Below are 5,329 nucleotides of genomic sequence, written 5' to 3'. Positions count from 1 at the left end.
GTCGCCGTAGAAGCGCTGCTCGTACTCCACGGCGCGGCAGCGACCGGCGGAGACGTTGGCCTGATACATGGCGACCTGGTCATCGTAGGCCAGGTCGGCCAACGTCGCCTGGGTAAATACAGTATCGGCGAAGAAGTCCAGCGTGCCGCTGCCGGCCGATGGGAGGTAGCGGGCGATGACCGCGGCCGGCCATGCTTCGTCCACGTCAGCCCACGTCTCGGCCGTGGTAAACAGTTGGATGAGTTGGGCGCGACTGACGTTGGTCACAGCGGTGTTGGCGGGATTGACGACGATGCTCAGCGCGTCCTGGGCCACCAACAACGCTTGCAGCGGCCGGCCGATGCGGCAGGCCGCCAACTCCGTCGCCAGGGCGCTCCGGCTGGCGCTGACGATGTCAAGAGCGCTATCCCTGTCCACACACATTGCCTGGAAGCCGGCCGTGGTGCCGCTGCCGTCCAACTCGATGCTCCCGCGGAAGCCGTCAGCGATAAAGCGGTCGGCAATGGCCTGCGTCAGCGGGAAGATGGTGGAACTGCCAGCGATCTTGATTGCGCCCTCGTAGTCGGCCGGGTTGACGGCGGGCAGCGCCTCCAGCCCCAGCGTCTCGGCCAGCGTTGCGGCCTGGGCCGACAGTTGCGCCGCATCGGCGGGGAAGTAGCCGACCTCGGCCATGGCCTCATCGACGTGCGCCAGGTAGTAGATCAGAAAGGCGAGCACCTGCGGCTTGTCGTCCAGGATGGCCGGCGAGGAGTAGAGGAGCAACGGCCGGGCGGCGGGATATTCGCCCGATTGCACGGTCTCGGCCGTGGGTAGATGCCCGTCCACTGCCACAAGGGTCAGACTGTCCGCGTTGGCCTGATAGGCGGCATAGGGGACGAACCCCAGCCCATTGGGATCGCCGGCCACCCCTTCGGCCAGGGCCATATCGTCCTCGCCGCTCAGGGCCACGTTGGGCGCGTTGAGCACCCGGTCGCGGTTGAAGCTGAGAATCAGCTCCGCCTCCGGCATTTCGCTCTCTTCGACAACGTAGCCGTTGGCGTCGCCGATGATCTTTAAGAGCAGGATGCTCAGGATGAGGATAGCCAGGGCGGTCGCGCCGAAAAAGATGGCGCGCCAGACCGTGCCCATGCGCCGCCGGTGGCTGACCTGCCGGTTGACCTCGTCGCCCTGGGGGAACAGATCCTTAGCCGGGTCGCGCGGGGTCAGATGCTCGTCGCTCATTCGTACACCTCGCGGAAGCGGCGCACGATGCGCTGGCTGACGACGTTCAACACCAGCGTCAACAGGAAGACAACCAGGCCGACGGCGAAGATGCTCTGGTAGTCAATGGAGCCATAGCTCAGGTCGCCGCCGCTGATACGCACCATGTAGCCGGTCATCGTCTCGGCCGAGTCGAACGGGTTGAAGGTGAAGTTCGGCCCGGCCCCGGCGGCCAGGGCCACGATCATCGTCTCGCCCACGGCGCGCGAGATGGCGACGACGACGGCGGCGGTGATGCCCGACAGCGCCGCCGGGACGACGACCTTGAGGCTCGTCTCGCGCTTGGTCGCCCCCAGCCCATAGGCCGCCTGCCGCAGCGAATCGGGCACGGCGTGGAGGGCGTCCTCGCTGAGCGACGCGACCAGGGGTATGGTCAGGATACCCACGACCAGGCCGGCCGAGGCCATGTTGTAGATCTTGATGATCTCGTCGCCGAAGATGGAACGCAGCAGAGGCGTCACGAAAGTCAGGGCAAAGTAGCCAAAGACCACCGTCGGCACGCCGGCCAGAATCTCCAGCACCGGTTTCATGATACTGCGCACGCGGGGCGAGGCGTACTCGCTGAGGTAGATGGCTGTCGCCAGCCCGACCGGTATAGCCAGGGCCATGCCGATAGCGCTGACGATGAGCGTGGCGTTCAGCAGCGGCCAGATACCGAATTGTCCCAACTGGGGCTGCCACGTCGTCCCGGTCAGGAACGCCAGCACGTCCACATCAGGGGCCGCGAAAAAATCGAAGGCGTCGCGGACGAGGACGAAGACGATGCCAACGGTGGTGAATATCGAGATCATGCCGGCCAGAAAAAGGGCACCTTCGATGATCTTCTCGCCCACCCGTGGCCGCCGGGTGATCTGCTGCGCGACCGTCTCGGCCGTCGTCGGTGCCGTCGCCGAGGCCAAGGGGCGTTCCAGTAGGGCGTCGCTGCTCATTCGATTCTCCAGTTCGGACATACAGGCCTGCCTGCTTGCCGGCCCATCTATACGCGCAACGGAGAGGGCGCACAAGTTCGCGCGTCCTCTCCGAGCGCCGCGGGCGCTGCAGGGCAGCGCTCCGGTGTAAGGGCCACAAAACTCGGAATCCGTTTGTCAATGCTGGTGCAAGCCAATGGTATCCGGTTTGGGCCTGCCGACAAAGTTAATCGGCCGGGCGAGACCTGTCAGGTGTGGGAACACCTGACAGGTCTTCCCGGCAAGGCTATTGCCCTTTACTGCCCCATCGCCCCCAACCACGTCTGGCGCGCCGCGTTGAGCGCGTCGTCGCTGGCGGGGAAGTAACCGACGTCGTCGATCTCCTCATTGACGAAGGTCAGGTAGAAGTTGATAAAGTCGGCCACCTGCGGCTTCTCCTGCATGATAGCCGCGTCGCTGTAGATGTACAGCGGGCGGGAGAGCGGGTAGTCGCCCGACTCGGCCGTCTCGGCCGTCGGCTCCACGCCGTCGATGCTGAGGATCGTCAGCAGGTCGGCGTTCTCCAGGTAGTAGGCGTAGCCGAAATAGCCAATGGCGTACGGGTCGCCCTCGACGCCCTGCACCAGGACGTTGTCGTCCTCGCTGAACTGGGTGTTGCTGGCCGCCAGAATGGGGGCCGTATCCTCATCGAAGACGGCCTCGACGAAGTAGTCGAACGTGCCGCTGTCGGTGCCGGGGCTGTAGCGAGCGATAGGCTCGGCCGGGAAGGACGGGTCTACATCGGCCCACGTCTCGGCCGTGGAGAAGGCCAGCGCCAGTTGCTCTAGCGTCAGGTCGGTGGCAAAGTCGTTGGCCGGGTTGACCACTACGGCCAGGGCATCGGTGCCCACGCGGAACTCCAGGGGCGTGCGGCCGATGCTCTCGCAAGAGGCCGCCTCGTCTTCCTTGATAGCCCGGCTGGCATTCGCTACGTCGGTCTCGCCCGCGACACAGAAGCGCTCAAAGCCCGCGCCCGTGCCAATGCTGTCAATGGTGATCTGGCCCGCGTACCCCTCGTCCTGGTAGCGCTCGGCCATCCGCTCCGTCAGCGGGAAGACGGTCGAACTGCCGGCCGTCACCACGTCGCCGGTTACGGCCAGCGGATCGGGCACGGGCATTTCGCCGGTTTCGCCTTCGGTCGCCGGCTCAGCGGTCGGCTCTTCAGCAGCCGGTTCGGCCGTCGGCTCTTCAACCGCCTCTGTCGCTGCCGTTTCCACCGTTGGCGCGGCCTCCTCGACCGGCTGTTCCGCCTGTCCGCCGCAAGCCACGGCCAGCAGAGCGATCAACACCAACAAAGCTATTACCTTAAACCGCATTGTCTTTCTCCTCCATAGAGATAAGCAATAAATTGAAGCCGCTATTTATCGAACGCAATCCCGACCTGTTTCACTCTGGAGTTTGGCTCACCAGTGAAGGGGCAGGCACGCGCACGATCCCCGTTCTCCGAACAGGAGAGCGTGCTTCTGCCTAGGGAGCATAGCTGTCAGCAATTAACAGAGTATCAACCTGTTGTTAATGGTTAGCTAAGGTTGTGTTAACAGTCTGTAAAGCGGGGTTAATCAGCTAGAGGTAACGAGAAGAAGAAGCGGCTCCCCTTGCCCAGCTTGCTCTTGACCCAGATGTAGCCGCCGTGGGCTTCCACGATGTGGCGGGCGATGGCGAGGCCCAGGCCGGTTCCACCGTGACTGCGCGTGCGCGCCCGGTCGGACTTGTAGAAGCGCTCGAAGATGCGCGGCAAGTCGGCCTTGGCGATGCCGATGCCCGTATCCTCGACCTCAATCACAACCTGCGCGCCCTCGCCGGCGGGCTGCTGGCTGGCGGCGACGCGCACCCACCCGCCGGCCGGGGTGAACTTGATGGCGTTGTGCAGTAGATTGGCAAGCACCTGCTGGATGCGGTCGGGGTCGACCAGGACGGCGGGCGTCGCCGGCGGAATGTCGGCCGATAGCTGAAGGCCGGCCGCCTCGGCCTGGGAGCGCACTCGCTCCAGCGCCACGCCGACCAGATCGGCGACCGCGGTGGGGACCAGGCGCAGGCGAATCTGGCCCGATTCGATCTGCGACAGCTCGGTCAACTCCTCGACCATCTGGGTCATCGTGTTGATCTCGCGCTCGGCCTGGCCCAGGAAGCGCTCGGCGGCCGGCGGGTCGTTCAGCGCGCCATCCTGGAGCGTTTCTACCACGGCCCGCAACGCGGCCAGCGGGGAGCGCAGTTCGTGCGACAGGTTGCTGACGAAGTCGCGGCGCATCACTTGCAGACGGCGCACCTGGGTCAAGTCCTGAAAGATGACCACGTAGCCGGCCGCGCCGTGCCGTCGGAAGGGGGTGATCACCGCCTGCAGGAACAGGTCAGCGCCGATCTCAACGGCCTCCACCTGTTCGCGCTGTTGCTCGCGGCAGCGCTGCCACAGTTCGATCAGGTGGTGGTGGCGGACGACGGCGGCGAACGGCTTGCCCAACGCCTCCACCTCCTCCACCCGCAGCAAGTGCCCGGCGGCCGGGTTCATCAGCCGGACGTAGCCGAGGTTGTCGGTGATGAGGACGCCGTCGGCCATGTGTTCCAGGACGGTAGAGAACTGCTGGTGATCTTTGGACAGTTCATCGATCTGCTCGCGCTGGCGCTCGACCATGCGGTTGAAGACGCGCACCAGGTCGCCGACCTCGTCGCGGCGGCGCGGCAGGACGCGGGCGGTGTAGTCGCCCTGGGCAATGCGGGTGGCGACCTCGCTCAGCTCGCGCAGGGGCCAGACGGTGCGGCTGGCGATGAACCAGGCCAGCAGCAGGACGGCCAGCACGGCGAAGACGGCCACAGCCAGCACCGCGCCCAGCACGCAAGTCTCACTGCTGAGACAGGACGTCCGCGTCAGATAGAGGTACAGCCCGGCGGCGAGCGCTGCCGTCAGGCTGATGAAGGGGAGGGCAATGCGCCAATAGACCTTGGAGAGCATGGGTGTGGCCCAGGCTGTTAGCCTGCGCTAGCCATCGAAGCGATAGCCAATGCCGCGCACGGTGAGGATGCGCTGGGCGTTGGCCGGGTCAGGCTCGATCTTCTCGCGCAGCCAGCGGATGTGAACGTCCACCGTGCGGCTGTTGCCGTCGAACGACCAGCCCCACACGCGCTCC

Annotated in this window: 5 protein-coding genes; all 5 read right to left on the bottom strand. The window is 65.4% G+C overall.

What is annotated here, in order from left to right; translation table 11 throughout:
- On the bottom strand, positions 1-1,221 hold a 1,221-nt coding region (locus ACE3UY_RS04490), incomplete at its 3' end, for a substrate-binding domain-containing protein (RefSeq protein WP_374686357.1).
- On the bottom strand, positions 1,218-2,189 hold the full coding sequence (gene pstC, locus ACE3UY_RS04485) for a phosphate ABC transporter permease subunit PstC (RefSeq protein ID WP_374686356.1): 972 nt from the start codon (positions 2,187-2,189) through the stop codon (positions 1,218-1,220). The genes pstC and ACE3UY_RS04490, both read right to left, overlap by 4 nt.
- Positions 2,190-2,464: 275 nt before the next feature.
- Positions 2,465-3,523, bottom strand: a complete 1,059-nt coding sequence (locus ACE3UY_RS04480; protein ID WP_374686355.1) for a phosphate ABC transporter substrate-binding protein PstS family protein — start codon at positions 3,521-3,523, stop codon at positions 2,465-2,467.
- 239 nt (positions 3,524-3,762) lie between these two features.
- Positions 3,763-5,154, bottom strand: coding sequence for an ATP-binding protein (locus ACE3UY_RS04475; protein ID WP_374686354.1), 1,392 nt, complete (start codon positions 5,152-5,154; stop codon positions 3,763-3,765).
- A gap of 27 nt (positions 5,155-5,181) precedes the next feature.
- The coding region (locus ACE3UY_RS04470) for a helix-turn-helix domain-containing protein (RefSeq protein ID WP_374686358.1) at positions 5,182-5,329 on the bottom strand (148 nt) is incomplete at its 5' end.

The sequence above is a fragment of the Promineifilum sp. (SeqCode) genome (assembly GCF_041918635.1).
In the GTDB taxonomy this organism is placed as follows: Bacteria; Chloroflexota; Anaerolineae; order Promineifilales; family Promineifilaceae; genus Promineifilum.
Note: the sequence above shows the minus strand (reverse complement) of the source record. Positions and strands in the feature narration are given on the sequence as shown.